The organism is Acinetobacter sp. F16, from assembly GCF_052712855.1.
Window position 1 is genome coordinate 22,945 of the sequence record NZ_JBRATK010000014.1, and the last position, 26,398, is coordinate 49,342.

Below are 26,398 nucleotides of genomic sequence, written 5' to 3' on the forward strand. Positions count from 1 at the left end.
AAGCTATGAAAGAAATATTAAAAAATTTAGTTGAAACGACTACGCTTCCTGAAGATAGTTATCTTGATCAAGATGCAGAAATTCTAGAAATTTTTGTTGAAGAAATCGAGGAAATCTTCGTTGAATTAAATACTTTATTTACAATTTGGTTCGAAAATCCCAACGACCAGGAAATTTTGACCACGATTCGCCGTCATTTTCATACGCTTAAAGGCTCTGGACGCATGGTGGGGGCGAAATCTGCCGGTGAAGTGGCTTGGGCTGTTGAAGACACTTTGAATCGTGTTATTTCAGGTGCAATATCATTAGATGCAACGGTTCAACGCTTCGCTCAAACCGTATTCAAAATTTATCAATATAAATTATATCCAATTTTTAAAACTGTTCAGCTGGCTGATATTGATTTGCGTCCGCTGGTTTTGCTGGGTCAGCAAATACAGCAAAAATTAAGTTTAGAACCTGCTCTGGAAGAATTACTGGCGCTTTCTACAACTTTAACGACTGAAGATGGTGTTACCGGTTTAGAGTTGAATGATGATGGATCAACTCAACCAGACACAGCCGTAGATCTTGAAGCAGAAACAGACATAGAAGCTAATGAAACTCATAATGATATCGAAGAAACGGTTGCCATCTTTATTGAAGAAGCTGAAGAGCATTTGGCAACGATTGATCAGTTCTTGCAGAGTGAGCATGAAAATAAACAGGATTATAATGCGCTGATTCGTGCTTTACATACCTTGCGTGGCAGTTCATCAATGGCTCATATCGAGCAGATTTTTGAAGCCAGTACCAAGGCAGAAAACTTATTTAAAACCTTATTACAAGAAGAAATTGTTTCGACTTCTAAGCAAACGGCTTTGCTGATTCAGTATGCCGAATTTGTGCGTGATTATTTGCATACGCTTAGACAAGGTGAAATGCAGAAACTTGATGCGATTTATGAAACCTTTAATAATGCCTGGAATAACTATGGCTTTACTTCAGCTGAAATAGATGAAGAGGTTAATCCTCAAGGTCTGGTTTCCAAGCTGATCGCATTAAATATTGATTTGTTATTAGACACTGAATTCGAATTTGAAAAACGGGCCAAAGTTGAATATCCTGAATATATCCAAGCTTTAAGTGAACAGGCGCAACAGTTATTAGATCATACCGATAACCGTGCTGCAGCGGGCATCCACCAATTTACCAGTGAATTGAAATCAAGTTATGAGGCGCTGGTATTAAAGCCAGAATTGCTCAATATTGATTATGCCTATGAGCTGTTTGCGCAGGCACACCAGGAATTCATTCATTTGTTTGATACCTTGGCTGCAGGGCAGCGTGTCATATTAAGCGATGACGTCCAGAAAATATTGAGTGATCTTTCTGCCTTTGTTCAGCAAGACCTTGAACAGTTTGATGATGCTGAAGACGATGCTGAACCTGTCATTGATGAATTACCAGTGACAACAATACCTACAGCATCTACGACAGTTGATCTGGCACAGATTTCACAAAGAATGCGCTCTGATCGTGCTCAAATGCATGCAGCGGATGCAAACAGTGATTTCGATGCGGATTTACTCGGTATTTTCCTGGAAGAAGCTGAAGAATTATTGGGCGGTATTGACCAAGATTTGAATACTTGGACGAAAGATCCAGCCAATACCACCGCACTGAATAATTTAATGCGTTATTTGCATACCTTGAAAGGGGGCGCAAATATGATTCAAGCAACGCATATTGGCTTGATTTCGCATGAATTAGAGTCAATTTATGAGCGCGTGATCCGTCAACAAATCACGGTTACGCCACAACTGATTAGTATTATTCGTTTAGTCCAAGATGACGTATCAGATCGAATTCAAATCATTCGTGAAGATAATATTGATTACTCTGGTGCTGAATCGATTCAGATTTTGCATCATATCCAAGAGATTGCGCAAGGCAAGTTTGCAAGTGCGGCTGTGCTTGAAACCGTTGCAGTTGAGAATGTTGCAGTTGAAGATACTTCAGCGGAACGTGACGTCCATGAATTAGCAGAACCAGCAAGTGAGACATTTGCTCCAGAGATTGAAACAGAACCAGAAGCTGTTTCACAAAAAGTTGAATCTGTTGAAGATCCCGAGGATAGTATTCGCTTAATTGCAGAAGAAACCTTCCTGGAAGAAGCGGAAGAAATTTTAGAATCTACTCATAATTTATTGAAACAATGGTTTGATCAACGAAGCGACCGTAGCTTATTGCTTCAATTACAACGTGCTGCCCACAGTCTGAAAGGTGGTGCGCGTATGATTGAAAATGAACCTGTGGCTGCCATTTCCTATCAACTGGAAACCACTTTCGAGCAGTTCGCAGTCCATCATTTTAATTCAAATGTTTACGACTTATTATTACAGACCACCTTTGCATGGTTAAAACAGGCTATCTTCGAACGTGATTACAGTAATTTTGATAGTCTGAAATTAAGTTTAGAGTCGATTGGCTTTGTTGATGTCACCGCTCAATTACCAAATCGTGTGACTCAATCCGATCTATTATCTACACCGAAAACTTTTGAATTTGTGCAGGGTGATGGTACTGAACCGCCTGCAATGCTGGGTGAATGGGATTTAAGTTCGCAACAAGACAACAGCAATGAAATGATCCGTATTTCTGCCGACTTGGTAGAGAAGATGATCGACTTGTCTGGTGAAAATTCAATTAACCGTTCGCGTATCGAAATGGACTTGGGCCAGCTCGGTAATACCTTGAATGAGATGGAACTGGCGATGAAGCGTTTAGCTGATCAGTTACGTCGAATGGAAGGTGAGCTAGAGTCACAAATTATCGCAAAACATGGTTCTGAAAATTCGCGTTATGCCGATTTTGACCCATTAGAGATGGACCAATATTCATCTTTGAACCAGTTGTCAAAATCGTTGGCGGAATCTGCATCTGACCTGGTGGACTTTAAAACGACTTTGTCCGAAAAGATTCGTGATACAGAAGGCTTACTGTTACAACAATCACGTATTCAGGCCGAGATTCAAGAAAGCTTGATGCGTACGCGTCTGGTGCCATTTGATCGCCTGTTGCCGCGTTTACAGCGTATCGTACGTCAAACCTCGTCCACCTTGAACCGTCCAGCAGAGTTGATTGTTCAAAACACTGAAGGTGAATTGGACCGTACCATTCTTGAGCGTTTGGTGACGCCATTTGAACATATGCTTCGTAACGCAATTGACCATGGTCTGGAAGATGCTGAATTACGACGCGAAGTACAGAAGCCTGAAGTAGGACGAATTGTCTTAAATATCAGCAGTCAAGGTACAGATGTACTGGTCTCGTTCAGTGATGATGGTAAAGGGATTGATGAATCCAAGATTAAAGAAAAGGCATTAAACCTGGGTTTAATCAAGACGGATCAATTCCTCGACAAACAGGAAATCCTGCAACTGATTTTCCATCCTGGATTCAGTACGGCAAAAGAAATTACCCAGATTTCCGGTCGTGGCGTAGGCCTGGATGTGGTGCAAAGTGAAATTAAAGCACTGGGCGGTCATGTCTCTGTAGATTCAGAACTGGGCAAGGGTACAACCTTTACCATTCGCGTACCAACCACGGTAGCGGTAAGTGATGCCTTGATGGTGAAAGCAGGTGATCAGCAATTTGCAATTTCATTGGCACAAATTGACCGTATTGTCCGAATTGCACCGTCTACCTTGGAAGAGTATTTCAACAGTAAAGATGACTTGTTTAAAATTGACAACACCAATTATAAACTGCGTTACTTATCCGAGTTCGTTTCAAACCAGCCCTTACCGCGTTTAAGTAATATTGCTCATTCTTTACCAGTACTGTTGATTAAAGGCAATAGTGGTCAAACCATTGCGTTACTGGTTGACCAGTTGATTGGTTCGCGTGCGCAAATTGTGGTGAAACCGATTGGCCAGCAATTCTCAAGTGTGGGTGTGGTTGCCGGAGCGACCATTTTAGGTGATGGTCAAGTCTGTCTGATTCTGGATGGACAAAACATTGCCCGACAAATTCAGACCACGCAGCGCATTAAGCATCTGTCAGATCAGCGTGATCTGTCCCGTCATAACAATGCACGTCGTTTAATTATGATTGTGGATGACTCGGTTACTGTACGTAAGGTGACATCACGTTTACTTGAGCGTCAGGGTTATGACATCGTGACGGCTAAAGATGGCGTCGATGCGATGGAACAACTTGAAAATGTCAAACCGGACTTGATGCTGCTGGATATTGAAATGCCGCGTATGGACGGGTTTGAAGTGACCAATCTGGTTCGTCATCATGAAGTGCATCGAGATTTACCAATTATCATGATTACTTCAAGAACCGGTGAGAAACACCGTGAGCGTGCATTCAGCCTGGGTGTCAGCCACTATATGGGTAAACCGTTCCAGGAAGCAGAATTGTTAAGCAATGTTGAAAACCTGTTAGAGACCAGCGAGGGGTAAATAAATGAGCCAAAATAGCGTTTCAAACTCTGCTGTGAATCAAATGACACAACAGGAGCTGCATCACCTTATTACCGTGTCGACCGGGTTTATCGATGCGTATATTATCGATTGTCATGGCAAAGAGGCGATGTTGTTGCCGCAAAATATCGTCTTGTCTGCACTGGACAGTACTACGCAGGTTCCATTTGTGGAGTGGCATGAACTCAAGCTGCCTGTGTATGCGGTGAATAATCCGCAACAGAAAGAAGGGGTGGCTTTGGTGATTGAAGGTGATGACATAAGCCAACGTTTTGCCCTGATGTGCAATCAGATGCCAAAAACCATTCGTTTACGTATTTCTGAAGTGGTCGATGAAGAACAGGCTTTAGATGATCCGGCTGTATTCCAATATGTACGCATGGCGGATCAGGTTTTTCATATTCCTAATCTGGCGCAAATTCAATCTTCTTTAGGATTGTAATTTAAATATAAGCTCAAATATGAGTAAAAAAAAGGAACTTTTTAAAGTTCCTTTTTTTATGGATTGGCGTCTTAGTTGGCCAATAAGCCTTCTAAAATCTGTTCATAAATTTCAGCAAGTGGCTCCAGATCTGCCACATTTACATGTTCGTCAATTTGATGAATGCTGGCATTTAAAACACCTAACTCAAGTACCTGTGCACCAGTCGGGGCAATAAAACGACCATCTGAAGTACCGCCACTGGTCGATAATTCAGTTTCAATACCGGTTACATTGCGAATCGCATTTTTTGCAGCATTGACCAGTTCGCCGACTGGAGTCAGGAATGGTAAGCCTGATAATGTCCATGAAATATCATAGTCCACGCCATGGCGATCCAGAATTTCTAAGGTGCGTGCCTTGAGTTGTTCTGCTGTAACTTCAGTTGAATAGCGGAAGTTAAACAGCAAGTTCATTGTGCCCGGAACAACATTGGTTGCTCCAGTACCGGCATTAATATTTGAAATTTGGAAAGACGTTGCCGGGAAGTATTCATTGCCATTGTCCCAAACGGTATCGCAAAGTTCAGCCAATGCTTTAGATGCGGTATGAATGGGATTAATCGCAAGGTGAGGGTAGGCAACATGTCCCTGTTTGCCTTTAACAGTTAAGTTGGCATTTAACGAACCACGACGACCATTTTTAACAATGTCACCGAGCTGATGGGTGCTTGATGGCTCGCCGACCAGACACCAGGTCATCTTCTCATTACGTGCTTCTAAAGCTTCTACGACCTTTACTGTGCCGTTAATCGACGGACCTTCTTCATCAGAGGTAATAAGGAACGCGATTGAGCCTTTATGATTGGGGTGTTTTGCGACGAAGCGTTCAGATGCGACCACCATGGCTGCAAGTGCTGTTTTCATGTCTGCACTGCCACGACCGTAGAGCTTGCCATCACGAATTTCCGGTACAAACGGATCGGAGTTCCAGTCGTTTAAACTGCCTGTTGGAACCACATCAGTATGACCTGCAAAACATAAAACCGGTGCTTCAGTGCCTTTACGTGCCCATAAATTATCGACATCTTCGAAACGCATCGGTTCAATGTTGAAGCCAATTTTTTCTAAACGATCCGCCATAATGTTCTGGCAGTTATGATCGATTGGTGTTACAGAAGGCTGACGTAACAGTTGCAGGCTTAAATCAAGGGTAGCGGAAGAGGTCATGCGATTTTCATCAGTCGATAAATTTGTCAGCACTATAATAGGCGAATATGCCCTGGAATGTGAACGACTGCGATAAAATTGCCATAAAAAAACCCTATCTAGGATAGGGTTTCATATGCACTAAAAACGAATTAGTTTTTGCGGATTTCGTCAGAAGTTTTTTCAGCAGTATTGGTTACGGCATCTCCGGCTTTGGATACATCTTTACCCATGCCTTTAAAAGTATTACAACCAGTTAATACAAATGCCATAATAAGGGAAGTCGCTAGAATTTTTTTCATCATCATCTCCAGGTAATTCATTATTTTGATGTGAGTTTAGGTTAAATAATAGATGATATAAAAAATATGAGTTTTTGATGGTAGAAAAGTAATCAATTGTTATAAAGATAGACTTTTCTCATAAAGTTAGTGAGTAGAATGCTGAGAAAGCAGTGGTGCATGTCTGTACATATAGAAATTGTTTTGACCTTTTTGCAGATATAAACCATTGGTCCACCAATGCGCCGTTTCACTACTTAGATGGGATGCCGGGCAGATCCATTCTTGCCGATCCAGACGATAATATGCAGCTGTTTTATCTGGGATCTGACTACCCCAATAGCCTAAACGCCGTTTGAGATTGACCCAAGCCGGAATGACTTGTTGGGTATGAGCAACAGGAAGATAGAGTTGACCTTTTAATACGGTAAAACGACTTTCAATTTTATATTCCAGCGCATCTTCAAACTGAAACTGTTTTTGGCTAAAGTGATTTAATTTTCGAAGCAAGGTGTCGCTACGGTTTAGGCCATACCAACAGGCTAAAGAAAAATCCCGCTCTGCCAAATAATATTTTAAAGCCACTTCCCAATGTTCAATTTTATGGGTCTCGGTATTGAGTAATAGAAAATCGAGTTCGCCCAGGGTTTTAGGTCCGGCGATTTTTTGAATGCTGTGACCGAGTAATTGATAAGAATGATAGTTTTGATCGAGCAGCCAAAACCAGATAAACATTTCAAAACGTAGACCTAAACGAGTACTTTTTAGCTGTTGTAAAAAGGTTTCTAGTTCTTGAGGATGTTGATCTAAATAAAGCAGTCTTGAATGATAATTCTGAAAATGTCTTGCCCAGCTTTCATTGCCATGTAATTGAAAAGAATGCTTCAGTACCAGTTCTGCTGGAATAGCGGCTAAAATATTCGGGCTGGCTACACAAAATGCCAGTTGCCGAACCAGTAAATTTTTAAATTGAAGCCAAGGTTCATCAAGCTCAGACCCTTGATTTAAAGCAAACATAGAAACACCCAGCGATAAATTAAAAAGTGCAGAATTACAACGGATAATATGCAAAAACACTTTATACTACCGCAATTAGTTGTATAGGGCAGTGCTATGAAGATGTTGTTTTGGCGAAGTTTAGTGGTGATTTTTGTCATCCTGGGCTTTATCGGAGCACTTTTACCGGGTATGCCAACAACAGTATTTCTTATTTTAGCCGCTTGGGCTGCCTCAAAAGGTTGGCCGCAAATGGATGCCTGGTTACTCAATCATCCCAAATATGGGGCCACCTTGCGATCATGGCGTGAAAACGGTACTGTACCGCGTAAAGCGAAATGGTTCGCCAGTATCATGATGCTGATCAGCGCTATCATTATGCTGTTTACCAATGCGCCGTTGCTGGTCAAAGTATTTACCGACTTGACCATGCTTTCGGTTGCAATCTGGCTGTGGTTGCGTCCTGAACCTTCGGCTGAACCGATCAAAGAAGCAGAGTAATAGCCCTCATGTCATATACCTTAGAACAAGCAGACGTCTGGATTGATTTGGCTGAACAAAGCTTAATTTTGCCAAAGCATAATAAGTTTTATGTGATTTCTTCGGGTAAGAATGGCATTGGTGAGCAAGAAAATTCAGGCAAGACCCCGAGAGGCTGGCATAAAGTCGCGCTCAAATTTGGTCACAGCGCAGCTAAAAATGCAGTTTTCAAAGCCAGACAGGAAACTGGCGAAGTCTATAATCAAGCATTAGCGGCACAATTTCCTGAACGGGATTGGATTCTCTCACGTATTCTCTGGTTAAGCGGTTTGGAAGACAACTTTAATCAGGGCGAGGGCTGCGACACATTTAAGCGTTATATCTATATACATGGCACTCCCGATAGCGAACCGATGGGTATTCCGATGTCACATGGCTGTATTCGCATGCGCAATGATGATGTGGTTGAACTGTTCGAGCTTATTCCAGAACAAGCTTTGGTTTTTATATCCGAGCACAGTTTAAATTCAACTGGTCATAAAACAGGCACAGTTCTCTAAAAAAACAGCTTAATAGATGAAAAGTGAAAATTCATCTATCGAGCTTGGCTAAAAAATAGCGTTATTTCCCAATTGTTCAAAAAACATGAGCAATTTTGAGTCAAAACCAACCGATGAAATTATAAATTTTTGCAGAAAATTCTAAATAAATGACAGAAATTGTTTGTTTTTATAGCGATTAACCTATTTTTTAATCACTCAAACGTAAAAAAAACAAAACAGGCAGAAAAGCGTTTGACAGGCTGCATAGATTCTCTATAATGCACCACACAAACGATGAAGTCGTAAAGGGCGCTTAGCTCAGTTGGTAGAGCGTCTGCCTTACAAGCAGAATGTCGGCGGTTCGATCCCGTCAGCGCCCACCAAGCCTTTACGTTAAATGACTTAAGTGCAGCGGTAGTTCAGTTGGTTAGAATACCGGCCTGTCACGCCGGGGGTCGCGGGTTCGAGTCCCGTCCGCTGCGCCACTTAATTCAGATAACAAGTTGTTTGTACCACAATAGCGACATTGTGTAGATGCAGCGGTAGTTCAGTTGGTTAGAATACCGGCCTGTCACGCCGGGGGTCGCGGGTTCGAGTCCCGTCCGCTGCGCCATTTACATGATAGACCTCTTGAGGGCGCTTAGCTCAGTTGGTAGAGCGTCTGCCTTACAAGCAGAATGTCGGCGGTTCGATCCCGTCAGCGCCCACCAGATTTTTTGCGATGCAGCGGTAGTTCAGTTGGTTAGAATACCGGCCTGTCACGCCGGGGGTCGCGGGTTCGAGTCCCGTCCGCTGCGCCATCCTTAAAATCGAAATGTAAGACCCTTTAAGGGCGCTTAGCTCAGTTGGTAGAGCGTCTGCCTTACAAGCAGAATGTCGGCGGTTCGATCCCGTCAGCGCCCACCATATCTTCGGATATGAAACTTATTTATAAGTTTGCCGTGCAGCGGTAGTTCAGTTGGTTAGAATACCGGCCTGTCACGCCGGGGGTCGCGGGTTCGAGTCCCGTCCGCTGCGCCATTTTCTAGATTCCTTGTTCTAGATCATGGTTACATCCAGCAAGATTTCTTTCTTGCGTCATAAAAATAGCCATGCTATTTTTATTCCTCAAGGGCGCTTAGCTCAGTTGGTAGAGCGTCTGCCTTACAAGCAGAATGTCGGCGGTTCGATCCCGTCAGCGCCCACCATATATTCTCCTTGCTCAAATCCTGTTTTTTTCATAGAATCTCAAGACTATAATAATTTTAAATATTGAAAAACTATGAGAAATCCATATCAACGCAAAGCTGCGTCCAAAAATCAAAATAACAGCTACAATGCTCACGATATTTATAAACAATTCATTGAAACAATCGTTGCTCAAGGTTCTGTTAGCGCTTTATATGATGACGGCTGGGCTTTATGTGCGACGCCTACAGGTCAGCGCGCTTTCGCCGTTTGGCAGCATAAAAGCCTGGCAAAGTTGTTGATTAAAGATAATTGGGAACATTATCAAATTCAGGACATTTCACTTAAAGATTTTATTGAAAAAGTTATTCCTTTTTTACGTCAAGAAAATACCTGTGTGTCGATGGATTTAACGCCTGAAGGGCAGAATGTCCTGGTTGCTCCTGAAAAATTATTATTGGACATGAAAAATTATCTGTATCAGATCTATTTGCAAAAACCAGAGTTATTTAAAGACACTAAGTTGCCTATGCCACGTAGCATTCGCTTGAATTAATACTTGTTATTCATCATATTAAAAGTTGCTGATCCGATTTAATACTCGTTGAGTAACCACCCGCTGATAAAAGCAAAGTATTCTCTTAACCAAGAGTTGTAGCGAATATACAAGGGTGTCGGTGCACTTATAGTCAGGATCTGTTGATAGCCCTGATGTTTGGCTATGGCTTTGGCGCGCAAAAGATGAAAATCACTGGTCGCAATGACAATAGGCGCACTTAGGGTAATGTGATGTGCTTTAAGCAAGGGCTGCACATTGTGCAGGTTTTGTTCGGTACTGGTACTTTGATCTTCTAATAAAATGCGGGATGGATCAATCTGATAGTGTTTTTGCAGGTATTCAGACATCACTTCTGCTTCAGTCATCTGCTCTTTAAAGCCTAAACCTCCGGTCATCACCATAATGGTTTGAGGGTAGCGATTAGCATATGTTGCAGCGACATCTAAGCGTTGTTTTAAAGTGGGTGAAGGTTGTCCATTTTCTATACCGCTGCCCAGTACAATAATTGCGGCTGCCGGTTGTGCTGTGGTGTTTTGTTGAATCGTATATTGCAGATAAGCGAAAAAAATCAGCAATGTGCCAAGCCACAGAAAAAATCCTGCCCAAGAACAACGCCATAAAGTCAGTCGTAATTTATTTTTATTGATCACTAATTGAATAAAATTATAAAAGATGGAATACAGGATGAATCCGATACCGATAATAATCGGAAGAATGATGCCTAAATGGATTTTATCGAGTGAAAGTAACCATAAGCCATCGAGTGCCAATAAGCTGCCTATGATAAAACTGAAGCTGCGTTTTAGATACTCGGACATTAAGCTAACTCTGGGTAAAGGATGCTATTAGTTTAAACAAATTAGATACTTTAAACATAAAAAACCGAGCGCTAAGACTCGGTTTTTTATTGGCTTTAATATTTAATAAACATCACGACGGTAACGGCCTTCTTGACGAAGCCGATCGACTGTTGCTTCACCTAGAATATCAATCAGGGCTTGATCGACATCACTGGCCATGCCGTTGATGCTACCGCAAACATAAATCACCGCACCATTATCCACCCAGGTTTTAAGTTCCTGGACTTGCTCGCGTAGTTTATGGTGCACATAGACTTTTTCTTCTTGATCACGTGAGAAGGCTAAATCGAGACGTTGCAGCATGCCTGTGGTTTGCCAAGCTTCAATCGTACTTTGATAGAAGAAGTCATGTTCACGTTGACGTTCCCCAAAGATCAGCCAGTTTTGAGTGTAATCCTGACGGGTACGTGCATGTAACAAGCTCATTAAGCCCGCAAGACCCGTACCGTTACCAATGCAAATCACTGGGCGATTATCATCAATCAGATGGAAAGATTCATTGGTGCGGATACGTAGCGCAATTTCACTGTTTAATGCTGCATGTTGAGTTAGCCAGCCCGAACCCAGGCCTAATTGTCCTTGAGCATCCGAGTGTTGACGTACCACTAAGCGTAGTACTTGTTGCGAAGGAATACTGGCAATTGAATATTCACGCGAAGGCAAGGTATTTAGCTGTTCCAGTAAATGTTCCATATTGGCAAAAGGTTCAACCTCTGTGGTTAAATCTTTATCCCATAGCGCCTGTTCAATGCTGAGCTGTAACGAATCTACTTGTGTCTTCGGCTGGATTTGATGCTTTTGCATAAAGGCTGTAATACGTTCAGCACTGTTACTCGGTTGAATTTCTGCAATATCACCGGCTTGCCAAATCACTTCATGACTTGGCTTTAATTCGATATTAAATGCAGGTGCACCCAAGCTGTTCGGATTGAGCAGATCGCGTTTTGTGAGTGTCCAGGTATCGAATGTTTTTTCGATATTCATGGCTTGTAATTCAAGCTTGGTTACTTTGACTAAAGCATTGTTCCATGCCTGAATCTGCTGATGATTGGCATTATCCACCTCAATGGTGGTAAATAATTGTTGTGCACTATTTTGTTTTAACCAGGCATCAATTTCATGTCCAAAACTACAGAAGGTGTCTGGATAATCGCGGGAACCCAAGGCTAAAACAGCATAGTGTAGATGGCTTAAATCAAGCTGTGATGAAAGTATTTTCTTGGCAAAACTTGAAGCTAAATCCGGTGCTTCACCTGTGCCGTAAGTACTGGCGACAAACAGGACTTGTTCCGTATTTTTTAGATCATCCAGGCTTAAATGCTGTACAGCTTTTACGGTTACAGGCTGATGAGCCTCTTGCAAGCTGGTTGCCGTACGCCAAGCCAGTTGTTCAGAAATACCAGTTTGGGTGGCATAAGCAATCAGCCAAGGTTTGGCATCTGGATCAATACTGACAGCAGTTAAGCTGTTACGTGCTGCTTGAGTAAGTTTCTTTTGTTTACGGCGTTTAAGATAGAGCATCCAGCCCGTAACAAAGAACAATGGCATTGAAAGTGCAGCCAGCATTGCCATGAATTGATACACGGGGCCAAAGAAGCTACCCCGGTGAACAGGCAACATGCTGCTCATGATTTTTTCATTTAACTTTTTATCTTCATAAATTTCCATGTCTTTAATGGATGAAGTTTTATAGTCAAATGTGGCTTTATTACGTGCACGTTCATGTTGTGGAACAGCATCCACAAAAGACAGTTCAATTTCGCCATTGGCTTTTTTCGGCAAGTTGAGGGTCAGGCTAGAATAATCACGACCGACCTGTGCATTAAATCCAGTCCAGGTTTGGCTTAGAGCAACATTGACTTGCTCAGGGCTTAAACTCGGTTTATCGCGCCCTTCACCACGAGAATCTTGTTTAGGACCTTCTTGACCTGCGTTAGCTGATTGTGCCTGTTCAGTGCCACCACGCTCAGCTGTTCCACGTCCTTCACCGCGTGGCGCATTTTCGCCACGTTCAGCGCGACCTTCTCCAGCGCCACGACCTTCACCTTTTGACTCTTTTTGTTGTTCGACGCCCATCACGGTATACAGCCCGCTACGCCACCAGCCATAAGACCAGGTTAAGCCGGTACACGCGATAATCAGGAAGAAAATAACCACCCAAGTACCCACAACCGCATGCAAGTCCCAGAGAAAATTACGGCCTTTCAGTTGCGGTTTAATCATTAGCCATTGCTTGAAAGAGTGCTTTTTAGGCCAACGCAGATATAAACCACTGAATATAAAGATTAGCAGCATAAGGGTACATGCGCCCGTAATCTGTTTACCGACCGGCCCAACGGTTAAGTTGCGATGCAGCTGTTGAACAAACTGGAAGAACTCCCGCCCTTTGATTTCAGGTAAAACTTCAGCCGTGTAGGGGTTAATCATCATGTTATAGCCCTTACGCGCACCTTCTTTGACAATATTCATGCTAGAAGAGGCAGTAGGGTCTTTGGCAACAGTGATGCTATTTATTTTTATCTCTGGATGGGCAATTTGAAAATGCTGATACAGTTCTGCAGGGGTTAACTTGTCACGATTTTCAGCTTGTACGGTATAACTATCTGGATTCAGCCATTTTTGAATCGGTTGTTCATATGAATAAATGGCACCGGTAACCCCCATAATCGAAAGGATTAACCCAGCGCTAATCCCGAGAAACCAGTGGATCTGAAAAAAGATTTTTTTTAACATAGCTGAAAAAAGATGCGGGAGGTGGACAGTATTGGCGCGAATTATAACTGAACTTCTGGCAGATAATAAGGATTTTGCAGGTAATATTTATTCTCATTCTCATTTGTATCTGTTTTTGTAATAAAAAACCCCCAATGCTTTGGAGGTTTTTTATTCAAATCTTTTTCATTACAGCAGGGCTTTAGACTTTTTTCGCTTCGCCCACTGTTTCAGTTAAATGCTTACGGATAGTGTTGAATGAGAAATTCTTTGAATCCATGCGTTTTGGCAGAATATAAGCACCTTGCTGACCTTTAACCTTGAAATTAATCAACATAAAGTCAGGAGTGTTATACCATTCATAAATATCTTTCCAGCCGATTGCACCGACACCTTCTTGCGCACCCATTTTTTGACGCATGATCAGGCCGTGTGGCTGAACGCCTAAACGAATACCCTTGATTTCCTGTACAGGGAATTCATTCATTTTACGTTTCACGTACCATTCCAGACCGAATTTACGGATGAGGAAGTACGCCACGACGCAGACCAATGCCACCCAGCAAAAAATGGTCGAATAGTTCTTTAACAGGATAATACCAACAATAGACAGGACAGCCACGGCAGCCATAATCGCCCATGTTTTAGTGCCAATTTTGTTGGTGCTACGCCAAATCGCAAGTTGAGCTTGACGTTGTTCAGCCTCTGAAATTTCATAGTTCACAGGCTGTAGGGTATAAGCGTATAAATTTTTCGCGGTCATAATGAATTAACAAATTTAGAACTGTAAAAAGTTTAGCATTATTTATACCAATTCAGTGAGTATATTGTTCCAAAATCATTCGAATTATAATGAGGCCAATTCGGTGGCTTTCTCATCATGGTCATGGCTCAAACCTTGCTTTAAACGGCTGAGTTGATTCAGAATACTTAACATCAAAGAGAGTTGCTGCAAAACAATCAACGGTTTCTGGTCATCTTCATTATTTTGGCTTAAGCGTTGACGAATCGTGTTCAGCATATTTTGTGCGGTCAGATCGGGAACTTCATCTTTCAATAAAGAACCTTGAATATCTTCTAAAGCCAAGTCCAAAAGCTTTAACACCTCTTGATCCTGTATTTTTTCACGGTGCGCACCAAGCGCAGCAATATAGCTGAGCAGGGTGTGATTCAAACATAAGAATTCAAAAGCCAAGGCTTTTTGGGTTGGATCGAAATCCGGCTCTGTGGCTAAGGTTGAAATGAGTGATGCAACTTCGGCATCATTATTATGTGCGGCACGACGAACCACACGATATTTTAAACCGTGATTACGCCCTTGTTTATATTGTTCAATGACTTCTGCCAGATAGTCACATTGTGCAGTGAGAGAGCGATTGATGGTGCGTGACAGGCGACGGAATTTCCAGTCCGGGAAAATAAAACTGACCCCAAACCATGCCAGGGCACAGCCAATGACCGTATCAATCATGCGGGGTAAGGCTGCTTCAAAGCCCATGCCATCCAGATTAAAGTTGATTAGTGCAAGAATGGTAATAAACGCGGTGGCTTGTGCATATTGTTTACTGCGCAATTCAAAGAACAACACGCCACTTAACACCAATAATAATAATTGTCCTTCAATCGACGGGATAAAGTACAAAATGGCATAGCCCAGAATAATACCGATTAAAGTGCCGACAATACGCAGACGTAAACGGCGTTTGGTAGCATTAAAGTTGGGTTGGCTGACAAAAAGAGCGGTCAATAAAATCCAGTAACCATATTCAATATTGGTCAGCTGGACAAAAATATAGCCAATCAGCAACACAATCGAGACCCGGATCGCATGTCGAAACAGCACAGATTCCGGGGTTAAATGCTGTTTGATACGAATCACCATATCATCCCAGCCTTTTAAGTCATCATCTTTCAGCTGGTGTTCAATATGTTTGGCTTTATCAAACTTGATATGACGTTCTGTTTCGACGTTGCGTAGTTGCGCATCAATTGACTTTAAATTTTGATACAGCGAGAACAGGGCATTGATCCAGACTTGGTCATATTGCTGTTCAGCGCGTAATTTCTCTAAAGAGAGTTTTAGATTGGCAAAAGCAGGCTTAAAGCGCTTGTTATGCTGATAGGTCTCACGGCGCATGATACTGTGACTTAAATCTTTGCAGGCTTTGGCTTGAATAAATAGAATGCGCTGGAAGCGAAATAAAATATCACTATGTTCAAAAATTTTAACCAGTTTTTGATAGTCAATGTGCGCTGAATCGGCACGTTCATGAATATCTTGCGCGACAAAATAATATTGCAAGCTGCGACGGGTATCTTTTTGCCCACGGTCACCCTTTAAACGGGTCAACAGCGCCGTTTTCATTTCATTGAAAATGCCGACCAGCTTGCCATTTTCCAGAGACAGCTCAATCATGCTTTGCTGATAACTACTCGGGGTCATGTCGATATCAAACAGGTTTGATTTTGCAAACAGAAAATCGCCTAAGGATGAATAACACTGCGACAATTTATCTTGAACCTGGCGAACGGGAAATAACAAGAAGCTGATGGTTGAAATCAGGCCATACCATGCGGCACCTGCAACCAGCAGCAGGGGTTGGCTATACCAGTTGTCAAACAGTTCAACCCCCAGCATCGAGTAAACTGAAATCACCAGACAGCCGTAGGAAATGGTGGCATAACGGCGCCCTAATGAGCCGAGCAGAATCCAGCCAATACAGGAAACAATCAAGCCCAAGGCAAATAAAATGGGGTAAGGAAACAAGAAATAAACCGAGCAGGCCGTAATAAAGAAGCCGATATAGGTATAAATCAGGTTCATGATACGAACCGAGAAACGGTCATCAATATCACTTAAACCTGCAGCCACGACGCCCAATGTTAAAGGAATAGTTGCAAGTTGATATCCCATAAAATAGGGCACAAAAGCCGTCCCTGCAAATGCAATAATCATGCGCAGGTTATACATAAAGGTGGTGTTATACGTCGCTTGTTTAAGCCGCGTTAGCCAAGATTTCAAAGTTGGTTCCTACCGCAAGGTGATCTGTGCATTGTGTTGTTGAATTATGTGATTTTTCACTCTCAATTCTGGGAAATAATACTATGTACAGTGTAAGCTTGTCTTTAAAGCAGCCATTTAAAAATTAAATATCGATATGTCTGAACAGCAGTTTACTCAACAATATTCTACGGCATGGATTATGCTGTTGGCCTTACTAACCTCACTGGGTCCACTCTCCATCGACATGTACTTGCCGGCATTGCCACAAATGGCCAGTGACTTTGGGGTAAGCACCCAAATGGTGGCCAATACTTTGCCTGCATACTTTTTAGGTTTGGCATTGGGACAACTGATTTATGGTCCATTGAGTGATCGAATTGGCCGTAAGAAGCCACTCTATTTTGGTTTGCTGCTCTATATCGTGGCAAGTATGCTCTGTGTTTTTGCCACCAGTGAATGGAGCTTGATTGCGGCGCGTATTTTACAGGCCATTGGCGGCTGCGTTGGCGTTGTCATTGCCCGAGCTGCCATTCGTGACCGTCTAGATATGCAAGCTTCCGCGCAGGCCTTCGCCAGTATGATGATTGTCATGGGGATTGCACCGATTATTGCGCCAAGCTTGGGTGCAATGGTATTGAAGTTCTTTTCCTGGCATGCGGTGTTTGTATTTTTAACGCTGATGGGTGTGATCTGCTTGCTGTGTGTACACTTTTTCTTTAAAGAAAGTCTCACCCCCGAACGCCGTTTAAAATTGAATCTCAGCCAGATCTGCAGGTTATATGCGGCCATTTTTATTGATCGCAGTTTTAGGTTACCCATGCTGGCCGGGTGTTTTTCGGGCGGGGTGTTATTTTGTTATATCAGTTCATCGGCTTCGGTGTTAATGGATGATTATGGCCTGAATCAGCAGCAATTCGCTTATGCCTTCGGTATCAATGCCTTTGGTATTATGTTGTTATCGACGCTAAATAAAAAACTGGCGCATCAATTTTCAGTGCTTGGCCGTTTAAAGATCGGTGGCACGCTTCAGTTAATAGGCGCAGCTATTTTATTCATTGCCGGTTTAATGGGCCAAATCCCATTGTGGATAGTACTTTCAGGTATGTTTTTGGCGGTGGCAGGGATTGGCTTTACTGGACCCAATGCCATGGCATTGGCAATGTCGGAACAAGGTTCGCGCGCAGGAACTGCCAGTGCCATTATGGGCAGTATGCAGTTTGCCTGTGGTTTATTGGGTGGCGTGATTTTGAATTTTCTGATTTGGAATGCACTCTTGAACATGGGGTTGGTGATGTTGATGTTTGTAGCTGTGACTCTGCTTGCGATCAAGCAATTAAATCCGCCTGCACATCATGAGCGACCGCACAGTTAATCTTGAAAAACTAAAGTAAAAATAGAAAAAAAGAGACCTGTATTTAGGTCTCTTTTTTTTAGATTGAATAAATCTATTTATTCATCCAGAAACACGGTAAATTCTTCAACGGCTATACGCGGAGTAATAAAAGTATTGATGATATCGTTGGGATCGGCATAACCCAATGCAATGGCACACACCAGTTCTTCATTTTCAGGGGCATTCAGTACATCCAGTACAATGCGGTGAAAATGATTCCAGGCGGCTTGAGGGCAGGTATCCAGACCGCGTGCTTTAGCGGCGATCATGACATTTTGAATCATCATGGCAATATCCATTTTAGCGCCAATTCCCATGGCCTTATTCACGGTAAAATAGAGGGCAACAGGTGCATCAAATAACTGGAAATTACGCAGTTGCTGGCGCGCCATTTTTTCTTTGTCACCTTTTTGAATATTTAATAAACCATATAAACCCCAGCCATTTTCACGGCGACGCTCGATAAAGGGTGAAATCCAGGTTTCTGGATAATAAGCAAAAGTTTCTTGATATTGGCTGGCCAGTTCTGGCTTATTCGCCAGTTCGATTTGTGCTTTACATACCCGTTCAACCATTTCATCACGTTTTTTCCCCGTCACAACATACACTTTCCAGGGTTGTGTATTGGTTCCGGAGGGTGCCCGACTTGCCACAGTTAAAATGTCTTTAATGATTTGCGGATCAACTGCCTTATTTAAAAAAGCACGTACAGAATGGCGTGAAGTAATCGCATCATCAACATGATGAACCTGTTGCAAATTCATAAAAATTCCTTTTGAAATGAGTTTTTTAGCGCTTATTACTATATACATTAGTCTAATATTTATGCATAAGACTTTGTGTGAATTTTCGCTAAGCTAAAGAATGTATTCATTATTTTTAAATAAATATTTAAAAATAAGACGATTTTTTAATCATTGTTCAAGAAAACCGATTTTAATCAAGCGAAGAAATTGATAGATTGTTGGCTACATATGGTTTACATATGTTGTACTTTCATAATACGTTAAGCTTTTTTCACTGTACTGATAAGCAGAAAATGCAATGATTTTTGAAGCTTTTTAAAATTTTGAATCATGACTTTTTCATTGATTTGTTGAGTTTTTAAGGGTCAGTTATGCACGGATGCGAAATATTTAAATTGGAGATAAGAATGAGTCGCTTACTCAACGGTAAATTTATGGCTAAAAGTTTAGCATTGGCAGTTACAGCTGTAATGGTAAGCACAGCGCACGCAGGTAAAACTGAGCAACAACAAATTCAAGAACTACGTCAAGAAGTTGAAACATTAAAATCTTTAATTCAACAGCAACATCAAGTTCAACAACAGCAGCAAACTCAAATTGAACAAGTTAAAGCGCAGCCTGTGCAACTTGCAGCAGCACCAGCAGCTAAACCTGAATCAGCATTCACAGGCCTTAAAACTAAAGCAGGTTCAAGTGTAAACCTATATGGTTTCGTTCGTGGTGATGCGAACTACATTATTGAAGGTGCTGATGATGACTTTAATGCAGTAAGTAAATCTGGTGCGAGTACTGCATTAGTAAAAGATAAATTGCGTGCAACTGCTAAAACGACCCGTTTAGGTTTGGATTTCAATACACCAGTAGGTGATGCTAAAGTCGGCGGTAAAGTTGAGGTTGACTTTGCTGGCACCAATGAAGCCTTGCGTATTCGTCATGCTTATTTAACCTATAACGACTGGCTATTCGGTCAAACCACATCTAACTTCCTGTCGAATCATGCACCAGAAATGATTGATTTTGGTACCAATGTCGGTGGTGGTACAGCGCGTATTCCACAAGTACGTTATGGTCTAAAACTCTCTCCTGCAACGCAATTGTTCTTCTCTGCTGAAGAGGGTAATAGTTCTGCAACAGCTTTTAAACGCACTGTTACGGAAATTCGAGATACTACAGGTGCTGTCACTGGTACAAAGACAACTGATGAAGATGTAAGTTCTGGTGTTAAATATAACTTGCCTGTATTAACAGCTAAATTAACGCAAAGTTTTGCTGATGGAAAAGGCGCCGTTTCAGGTCGTGCGTTACTTGAGCACTATAAATCTGAAACGAGTGATGATGATAAAATGGGTTGGGGTTTGGCAGCTGGGGTAAATTATCAAGTATCTGAGCCATTAAAAGTTTCAGCTGATGTTTCACATGTTGTGGGTAACAGCAATTACTTATATGGTAGCAACTCTGCTTTCTATTTAAACCCAGTTAATGGCGATATAGAGCAGAATGAATTTAATGCGGTTCAAGTCGGTGCGACATATAAATTCTCGCCTAAATTACGTTCAACTTTAGCGTATGGCGCACAGTTTGCCGATGATGGTACTGATTATGCAAAACTTTATCGTGCAGCTAATGAAGAAGTTCAACAAGCTTGGATTAACTTTATCTATTCACCAGCTGCACCGATTGACCTAGGTGTTGAATATGTTAACGGTAAGCGTGAAACATTTGCAGGTGATTCATATAAAGATAACCGTGTCGGCTTAATGGCAAAATACAATTTCTAATTAAAAAAATTAGAAATATTGAGTAAGAAAAGAGGTGATTTATTCGCCTCTTTTTTATTTCTAGTTTGGCAATATGAATTATTATTTATAAAAGTTATTTATTTAAAAAATTAAACCGTGAAAAACCTAATTTTTAGTAATAGGCAAAATTGTAAATAAATAGAGACATTAATCACCAAATTTGGATAATATACGCTTTTTTGAACATTGCCTGGCGTGATAGCATTATCATTGCTAAAAATGAATTGTTTATTTCTGCATATCCTGCAGAAATTAGCATGATATGGACTAGAAGCTTTAATTGAGACGATCTCTCATGAGTAAGCGGGTTAGTAGGGATTTAAGGAAATGTTCTTTTATTGAATTCCAAGAATATAATAACTTGCATCGTCTTTTTTGATATTTTTCATCTATATGAAAAAATGATCTCCTTGTCCGTAGTTTCATCAAAAATGAATTTTCTTTATTCCTTTTTGTTGTACAGCTTTTATTTCATTTGATTTTTATCAAATGGTTCTTGAGCTTTTTTGTTTCAAGAAAATAAAAAGGCTATAGAACAAAAAGAATCCAACCATTTTATGGACAATGATGATGGAATTTACTTTTAATGCCTTTTATACGCTCATTGCAGCGGTAATCGTTCTTTTATTAGGACGGTTTCTTGTCAATAAAATTGATTTTTTAAGGCGCTACAATATTCCCGAACCTGTGGCGGGCGGCTTGGTCGCTGCGATTGTTTCACTATTTGTGCACAATATTTGGGGTCTCAGTATCTCTACCAGTACTGAACTACAGACCAGTTTTATGCTAATTTTCTTTGCCTCTATTGGTTTAAGTGCAAACTTTAGCAAGTTAAGAGAAGGCGGTTTGGGGCTGGTGGTTTTCCTGGTTTGTGTGGCTTCATTTATTGTCGTGCAAGATTTTGTCGGGATTAGCTTAGCGACTTTATTGGGAATTGATCCCTTAATTGGCTTGATTGCGGGTTCAATTACCCTGACGGGTGGGCATGGTACAGCGGGTGCCTGGGGTGAAATTCTAGAAGTTGAACACGGTATTCAGGGTGCTTTAGCCTTGGGTATGGCCAGCGCAACTTTTGGTTTGATCATTGGTGGCATCATTGGCGGTCCTTTGGCCAAAATGTTGATTAACCGTCATCAACTTGCTCAGCCGCGTACTAATCAGCAAATTGCAGCCCGGGATTCAACACTTAATGCCGATACCGATTCAACTGAATTTACTCAATTTGAATATCCGCATCAGGTGCGTTTAATTACGGCTGATAATGCAATTACCACTTTGGGTATGTTCGCCGCATGTTTGGCCTTTGCTGAATTTATGACCGGTTATAGTAAAGGCAGCTGGTTTGAGCTTCCGACCTTTGTATGGACTTTGGCCGGTGGTGTAATTCTGCGGAATGTCCTGGAAGGGGTGTTTAAAGTTAGAATTTTCGACCGTGCAATTGATGTATTCGGAAATGCCTCCTTATCGCTTTATCTGGCTATGGCCTTACTTTCTTTGAAGTTATGGCAATTGTCAGATTTGGCTGGCCCATTGGTGGTTATTCTAGGCGCACAAACCTTAACCATGGCACTTTATGCGGCATTTGTGACTTTCCGCGTTATGGGTAAAAACTATGATGCTGCCGTACTTTCTGCAGGGCACTGTGGTTTTGGTATGGGCGCAACTCCCACTGCCGTGGCCAATATGCAGGCTATTACCAATATGTATGGTCCTTCGCATAAAGCTTTCTTGATTGTTCCATTATGCGGGGCATTCTTTGTCGATTTAATTAATGCGACCGTCATTCAGCTGATTCTTAAGTTTTTTGTATAAGTCTGAATATATGTCTAGAAAGCCCCAGGAAACTGGGGCTTTTTTATTCTGAATATTATAAAAAGCTCAGAACAAGTTGATGGCCCAGGAAGCTGCCAATTAGGCTCAACCAGACGGGAAGCCTGGTTTTAAGCAGTGCTATGACCACTGCAACAAATAAAAGATCAGTCAGCTGTACAATATAATGCTGCGCCATTTGCAGAACCATACACAGTAGAAGACCGACCACAGCTGCATTGATCCCCACAACAGCATGACGTATATAGGCTTGGTTCATCAGCCATGACCAGTAAGGCAAGCTTCCAAAAACTAGTAGAAAGGAAGGAATGAATATAGCCAAAGTTGCAAGGGCTGCATTAAGTACAGGAAATGCGGTTAAAGGCATTAACGCCCCAATATAGCTGGCAAAACTAAATAAAGGCCCTGGCATCAGTTGGGCAAAGGCATAACCTAAATCGAATTTTTCTGCTGAAATTAAACCTGTGGCAACAAAGTCCTGATGCAAAAAAGGCAGAATAATATGTCCCCCGCCAAACACCAGCGAAGCGGTGCGATAAAAACTTTCAAAAATTTGAGTGAACATACCAATGTGTAGCCAGTTCAGAACTGGAAAGATAAAGAAAGGCAGAATAAAAACTATGAACCAAAGATAAGCATTTGATCTTTCTGTAGAAGAAATAGCCTCTGTTAAAGAAGAATTTTCCGCTTTATTTTCTTTTGTAGTCGCATTTTTTTGTGCGAAGAATATGCCCAGCAATGCCGCAATAAAAATCACAATAATTTGATTCAAGGGCAGGGAAACAGTATAAATAAACAGGGTGGAACAGAGCATTAAAATGTATTGCCAAATTTTGGTACAAAAGCTGCGCAGCATTTGCCAGAAAGCCCATGTCACCACCGCCAAAACAATTAGTTGAATACTATGGAAAAATGCTGAAGAAAGCAGTGGGAAAAGTTGTTCGCCTAATAAGGCTACCATGGTCATCATTAATGCTGAAGGTAAAGTGAAACCCAGCCAGGCAAGTACCGCGCCCCAATAGCCTTTTTTCACATAGCCAATGGCTAACCCGACTTGGCTGCTGGTCGGTCCAGGTAGAATTTGTGCCAATGCGACCAATTGGGCATATTGTTGGTCATCTAGCCAATTTAATTGTTTTACAAAGGTTTGATGAAAGAAGACCAGATGTGCGGCGGGACCACCAAATGCCAGACAGCCTAATTTTAAAAAATTTAGAAAAATAGTGCGATAATGAAGATATGGCATTGGCAAATTCACTCAGTTCAATCTTTTAAAGGCTAATATTTTTCGATGGCAGTTTAACGAAATACTACAGTGTGAAAAACAGATAGTTCTTAAACTGTACAACTTTTAAAAGATAAGCTTATTCATCTTTGGGTAGTTCATGATAAATATCAAATTCGGGTTTATTGTTTTAGCTGTAGTAAGTGTAGTGGGATGCCAAAGTGTTCCCCATTCCAAGCTTACTGTAGGTTCTACCGGCTTATCTGAATCTCCAAGTGTAGATGCACAAGTACATGCCGACCGCATTGACTTTAAAAAATTAAAAAAACAGGAAAATCGTCCGATTGTTGCTTTGGTTCTCGGGAGTGGTGGTGCGCGTGGCTATGCGCATATTGGTGTGATTCAGGTATTGGAACAACAAGGCATTCATCCTGATTTTATTGTCGGTACCAGTGCAGGCAGTATTGTGGGTTCAATTTATGCCAGCGGCAAAACCGCGAATGAATTGCGCGATATTGCTTTAAATATGAAAGCCAATGATGTCCGTGATGTAAAACTGGATATGAAAGGTTTTTTTGACGGCAAAAAAGTTGAAAATTACGTCAATCAGCAAGTGAATAATATACCTTTGGAATTGCTTAAAACCCCAATGTATGTGGTGGCGACAGAATTAAAAGAAGGCAAAAAAGTGGTCTTTAATTATGGCAACACCGGGCAAGCAGTACGTGCCTCTGTGTCTATTCCAAGTATGTTTGTGCCCACTAAAATTGGTGAAGATGAATATGTGGATGGCGGCCTGGTTAGCCCTGTTCCTGTCAATGTCGCACGTGATTTGGGCGCAGATATTGTGATCGCAGTCGATATTCTGGCTCAACCGGTGCATACTGAAACCAGCAATGTTTGGGGCCTGTTTAACCAGAATATTAATATCATGCAGAACCATTTAGCCAGAGAAGAATTGAAACATGCAGATATTGTGATTCAGCCTGATTTAAGAGAAAAAGCACATATTTTTGATGTCAAAGGCCGTGAAATGACTATACGAGCGGGCGTAAAATCAGCACAAAATCAATTAAATGCTATTTCGACAGTATTCAATCAAAAACACTATTCCCCAATAAACAAAATTCAGTTGAGTGCACAGGATTAATTGAAGTTGTAAAAAATTGAAATAATAATAATGAAGAGTAGTAACAATGAAGAAAGGAGTTAAGAACAAGACATAATTTTTTGTTTAATGCAGTCTTGTTCCTATTTTCAATAGTGTCACATAGATTTCTGTGTTGATTGATAAATAAGCGAATTAAGATGAATTCTATTATAAAGATAAATTAATTAATTGATATTTCTGAATAAAAGCAATTAAGTAGCCAAAAGTTTTATACTATATTATTTTTGTATTAATACTTTTTTGTTCAATGATTTAAGTTTACCAGTAGTTGAAAAATCAATAAACTTAATTGCATTAAAGTCAATATGAACACATATTTCTGTAAGGATGGTTAAATGAATAACAGCAGTATGATTAGAGAAAAAATTAGCATCGGACATAAAGTCAAAATGGCCACTATGGAACATCTGGTTTTTACTGTCGTTGCAGAAAATGCGGACGGTACATTTAGTATTGAAACACAGCTCGATCAGCAGAATGTGCTCAGTTACGGCAATATTTCTAAAGAGATGCTACGACGTGAAATCGTTTCTTAATCCTGTTTAATTAAGTCTTATTTAATTTCGTCCTATTTAACTTGTGTGAGGCTGGTTTTATTTTTAAGCAGTAGATACTTAAAAAAGAATATCTGCAAATGGATTTGCATTGAGTCTTAATTCACATAATTACCTTATTATTTAAAAATGGCATACTTTTAAATGAATGCGAGTGTATTTTTTGTAATCATATTTTTTGAGTAATTATTCTATAAAAACTGCAATAAATTAAAAAGATAGCAGATACAGCCTGTTAAATAGACTGATATATATTTTCTTGAATGATGCTGAAATCACTATAAATAATAATGATGACTTTATTGCCGATTTGGACATTCTATTTCGTAGAAAAACGATATAATAATGACTTAATACTATTGTCTATCAAAGAGTCTAGAGAACGCGATGTCCCCATTAGATCAAATTGCTCCAGCATTAGATGACCAGTCTGAATTAACCATGTCGGTTTTAATGACTCCAGATATGGCAAACTTTTCAGGTAATGTTCACGGTGGAACAATTTTAAAATTGTTGGATCAGGTCGCATACGCATGTGCCAGCCGTTATTCGGGTAGTTACGTGGTAACTTTATCGGTCGATAAAGTCAATTTTAAAGAACCGATTCATGTCGGTGAACTGGTGACTTTCCTTGCCAGCGTAAACCATGTCGGGCGTACCTCTATGGAGATCGGAATTCGTGTAGAGGCGCAGAATATTCAAAAGCGTACGATTCGCCATACCAATAGCTGCTATTTCACCATGGTTGCGGTGGATGAAAATGGTAAGCCACAACAAATCCCAGCGCTAAATTTAGATAATGACTGGAAACGCTGCCGTTTTGAAGCGGCTGAACACCGCAAAGTCGCTCGTTTGCAAGAAAGTCATCATCCATCATGCAGTATTTATAAAAAAACCTCACAATGCTAATGATGTATTGATTAAAAAAGATCGCTTTTAAGCGGTCTTTTTTTTGCTATGAAAATATGCTTTTGA

Annotated in this window: 20 protein-coding genes and 8 tRNA genes; 19 read left to right on the forward strand and 9 right to left on the reverse strand. The window is 41.0% G+C overall.

The features are described from left to right. The first annotated feature begins 5 nt into the window (after positions 1 to 5). Together ACU0NF_RS09315 and ACU0NF_RS09320 are read left to right on the forward strand one after the other, a co-directional pair. A complete protein-coding gene (locus ACU0NF_RS09315; protein WP_445660925.1) occupies positions 6 to 4,454 on the forward strand; it encodes an Hpt domain-containing protein in 4,449 nt (1,482 codons plus the stop codon). 4 nt (positions 4,455 to 4,458) lie between these two features. Beyond that, entirely contained in the window at positions 4,459 to 4,917 is a 459-nt protein-coding gene (locus tag ACU0NF_RS09320; RefSeq protein ID WP_445660926.1) for a hypothetical protein, read from the forward strand. A gap of 71 nt (positions 4,918 to 4,988) precedes the next feature. Here the strand turns inward: ACU0NF_RS09320 and dapE are convergent, their stop codons facing one another. The 3 genes from dapE to ACU0NF_RS09335 form a co-directional block, all read right to left on the reverse strand. After that, positions 4,989 to 6,125: a succinyl-diaminopimelate desuccinylase gene (gene dapE, locus ACU0NF_RS09325; protein WP_131384251.1), complete on the reverse strand. Its 1,137-nt coding sequence runs from the start codon at positions 6,123 to 6,125 to the stop codon at positions 4,989 to 4,991. 131 nt (positions 6,126 to 6,256) lie between these two features. Then, positions 6,257 to 6,406 (reverse strand): entericidin A/B family lipoprotein, encoded by a 150-nt coding sequence (locus tag ACU0NF_RS09330; RefSeq protein ID WP_067723819.1) that lies wholly within the window; start codon positions 6,404 to 6,406, stop codon positions 6,257 to 6,259. Between the two features lie 126 nt (positions 6,407 to 6,532). Next, complete coding sequence (locus tag ACU0NF_RS09335) at positions 6,533 to 7,402, reverse strand: DUF1853 family protein (protein WP_445660927.1); 870 nt, start codon at positions 7,400 to 7,402, stop codon at positions 6,533 to 6,535. Between the two features lie 96 nt (positions 7,403 to 7,498). On the opposite strand from ACU0NF_RS09335, the gene ACU0NF_RS09340 reads away from it, so the two are divergent. The 11 genes from ACU0NF_RS09340 to ACU0NF_RS09390 all read left to right on the forward strand — a co-directional run bounded on the left by ACU0NF_RS09340 (position 7,499) and on the right by ACU0NF_RS09390 (position 10,126). Continuing rightward, positions 7,499 to 7,882, forward strand: a complete 384-nt coding sequence (locus tag ACU0NF_RS09340) for a YbaN family protein (protein WP_131384255.1) — start codon at positions 7,499 to 7,501, stop codon at positions 7,880 to 7,882. A gap of 8 nt (positions 7,883 to 7,890) precedes the next feature. Beyond that, positions 7,891 to 8,421 (forward strand): cell wall-recycling L,D-carboxypeptidase ElsL, encoded by a 531-nt coding sequence (gene elsL / locus ACU0NF_RS09345; RefSeq protein ID WP_445660928.1) that lies wholly within the window; start codon positions 7,891 to 7,893, stop codon positions 8,419 to 8,421. A gap of 289 nt (positions 8,422 to 8,710) precedes the next feature. After that, a tRNA-Val gene (locus ACU0NF_RS09350) sits at positions 8,711 to 8,786 on the forward strand. Between the two features lie 25 nt (positions 8,787 to 8,811). Continuing rightward, positions 8,812 to 8,888, forward strand: a tRNA-Asp gene (locus tag ACU0NF_RS09355). Positions 8,889 to 8,939: 51 nt separating this feature from the next. Then, positions 8,940 to 9,016: transfer RNA gene (locus ACU0NF_RS09360), tRNA-Asp, on the forward strand. 21 nt (positions 9,017 to 9,037) lie between these two features. Then, positions 9,038 to 9,113, forward strand: a tRNA-Val gene (locus ACU0NF_RS09365). A 13-nt stretch (positions 9,114 to 9,126) separates the two neighbouring features. Further along, a tRNA-Asp gene (locus tag ACU0NF_RS09370) sits at positions 9,127 to 9,203 on the forward strand. A 30-nt stretch (positions 9,204 to 9,233) separates the two neighbouring features. Beyond that, positions 9,234 to 9,309: transfer RNA gene (locus ACU0NF_RS09375), tRNA-Val, on the forward strand. Positions 9,310 to 9,346: 37 nt separating this feature from the next. Then, positions 9,347 to 9,423: transfer RNA gene (locus ACU0NF_RS09380), tRNA-Asp, on the forward strand. 91 nt (positions 9,424 to 9,514) lie between these two features. Next, positions 9,515 to 9,590 (forward strand) — tRNA-Val (locus tag ACU0NF_RS09385). 74 nt (positions 9,591 to 9,664) lie between these two features. Beyond that, the gene (locus ACU0NF_RS09390) at positions 9,665 to 10,126 is read left to right on the forward strand and encodes a DUF2750 domain-containing protein (protein ID WP_131268601.1); all 462 of its coding nucleotides are present in this window, start codon (positions 9,665 to 9,667) and stop codon (positions 10,124 to 10,126) included. 38 nt (positions 10,127 to 10,164) lie between these two features. On the opposite strand, the gene ACU0NF_RS09395 is transcribed toward ACU0NF_RS09390, so the two are convergent. From ACU0NF_RS09395 to yccS, 4 genes are all read right to left on the reverse strand, one after another. Further along, a complete protein-coding gene (locus ACU0NF_RS09395) occupies positions 10,165 to 10,947 on the reverse strand; it encodes a YdcF family protein (RefSeq protein WP_131384261.1) in 783 nt (260 codons plus the stop codon). Between the two features lie 102 nt (positions 10,948 to 11,049). Further along, the gene (locus ACU0NF_RS09400) at positions 11,050 to 13,722 is read right to left on the reverse strand and encodes a PepSY domain-containing protein (protein ID WP_445660929.1); all 2,673 of its coding nucleotides are present in this window, start codon (positions 13,720 to 13,722) and stop codon (positions 11,050 to 11,052) included. A 181-nt stretch (positions 13,723 to 13,903) separates the two neighbouring features. Then, positions 13,904 to 14,464, reverse strand: coding sequence for a hypothetical protein (locus ACU0NF_RS09405; protein WP_370984130.1), 561 nt, complete (start codon positions 14,462 to 14,464; stop codon positions 13,904 to 13,906). Positions 14,465 to 14,548: 84 nt separating this feature from the next. Next, positions 14,549 to 16,723: a YccS family putative transporter gene (gene yccS, locus ACU0NF_RS09410; RefSeq protein ID WP_445660930.1), complete on the reverse strand. Its 2,175-nt coding sequence runs from the start codon at positions 16,721 to 16,723 to the stop codon at positions 14,549 to 14,551. A 136-nt stretch (positions 16,724 to 16,859) separates the two neighbouring features. On the opposite strand from yccS, the gene ACU0NF_RS09415 reads away from it, so the two are divergent. Beyond that, complete coding sequence (locus ACU0NF_RS09415; protein ID WP_445660931.1) at positions 16,860 to 18,077, forward strand: multidrug effflux MFS transporter; 1,218 nt, start codon at positions 16,860 to 16,862, stop codon at positions 18,075 to 18,077. 77 nt (positions 18,078 to 18,154) lie between these two features. Here ACU0NF_RS09415 and ACU0NF_RS09420 read toward each other — a convergent pair whose 3' ends face one another. Further along, on the reverse strand, positions 18,155 to 18,862 hold the full coding sequence (locus tag ACU0NF_RS09420; protein WP_445660932.1) for a nitroreductase: 708 nt from the start codon (positions 18,860 to 18,862) through the stop codon (positions 18,155 to 18,157). Between the two features lie 389 nt (positions 18,863 to 19,251). Between ACU0NF_RS09420 and ACU0NF_RS09425 the strand changes: the two genes are divergently transcribed. Continuing rightward, positions 19,252 to 20,622: a DcaP family trimeric outer membrane transporter gene (locus tag ACU0NF_RS09425; protein WP_445660933.1), complete on the forward strand. Its 1,371-nt coding sequence runs from the start codon at positions 19,252 to 19,254 to the stop codon at positions 20,620 to 20,622. Positions 20,623 to 21,213: 591 nt separating this feature from the next. Then, positions 21,214 to 22,455 (forward strand): sodium/glutamate symporter, encoded by a 1,242-nt coding sequence (gltS, locus tag ACU0NF_RS09430; RefSeq protein ID WP_445660934.1) that lies wholly within the window; start codon positions 21,214 to 21,216, stop codon positions 22,453 to 22,455. Positions 22,456 to 22,510: 55 nt separating this feature from the next. On the opposite strand, the gene chrA is transcribed toward gltS, so the two are convergent. Then, positions 22,511 to 23,719: a chromate efflux transporter gene (gene chrA / locus ACU0NF_RS09435; protein ID WP_445660935.1), complete on the reverse strand. Its 1,209-nt coding sequence runs from the start codon at positions 23,717 to 23,719 to the stop codon at positions 22,511 to 22,513. A 139-nt stretch (positions 23,720 to 23,858) separates the two neighbouring features. Between chrA and ACU0NF_RS09440 the strand changes: the two genes are divergently transcribed. The 3 genes from ACU0NF_RS09440 (at position 23,859) to ACU0NF_RS09450 (ending at position 26,332) form a co-directional block, all read left to right on the forward strand. Beyond that, a complete protein-coding gene (locus ACU0NF_RS09440) occupies positions 23,859 to 24,848 on the forward strand; it encodes a patatin-like phospholipase family protein (RefSeq protein ID WP_445660936.1) in 990 nt (329 codons plus the stop codon). A gap of 356 nt (positions 24,849 to 25,204) precedes the next feature. Further along, positions 25,205 to 25,405 (forward strand): hypothetical protein, encoded by a 201-nt coding sequence (locus ACU0NF_RS09445; RefSeq protein WP_445660937.1) that lies wholly within the window; start codon positions 25,205 to 25,207, stop codon positions 25,403 to 25,405. Between the two features lie 405 nt (positions 25,406 to 25,810). Further along, on the forward strand, positions 25,811 to 26,332 hold the full coding sequence (locus tag ACU0NF_RS09450; RefSeq protein ID WP_131268580.1) for an acyl-CoA thioesterase: 522 nt from the start codon (positions 25,811 to 25,813) through the stop codon (positions 26,330 to 26,332). Positions 26,333 to 26,398 lie beyond the last annotated feature (66 nt).